This is a genomic window from Geomobilimonas luticola, from assembly GCF_018476905.1.
GTDB classification, from domain to species: Bacteria; Desulfobacterota; Desulfuromonadia; order Geobacterales; family Geobacteraceae; genus Geomobilimonas; species Geomobilimonas luticola.
Map to the genome: position 1 here is coordinate 1 of NZ_JAHCVK010000035.1, position 253 is coordinate 253.

General features: G+C 69.2%; 1 pseudogene. It reads left to right on the forward strand.

From position 1 onward, the window contains the following. A pseudogene (locus KI810_RS17195) lies at positions 1-253 on the forward strand (cation acetate symporter); the annotation flags it as partial.

Below are 253 nucleotides of genomic sequence, written 5' to 3' on the forward strand. Positions count from 1 at the left end.
TTTCCCTGGGCGCCCTTGCTTACGCGGCTGAGCCGGCCAAGGCTCCGGCAGCCCCTGGCGCCCCCGCAGCAGTGACCGCTCCCGCCGCTTCTCCCACGGCACCGGCAGTCGCAGCCCCCAGCGCAACCCCCGCCGCCCCGGCAGCGGCGCCGGCAGCTCCGGCGGAAAAGAAGACCATCAAGGCCAACAAAACCATTACCATCGGCATGTTCGCGATCATCATCGCCATCACCATGTCGGTGGTCGTCTGGGC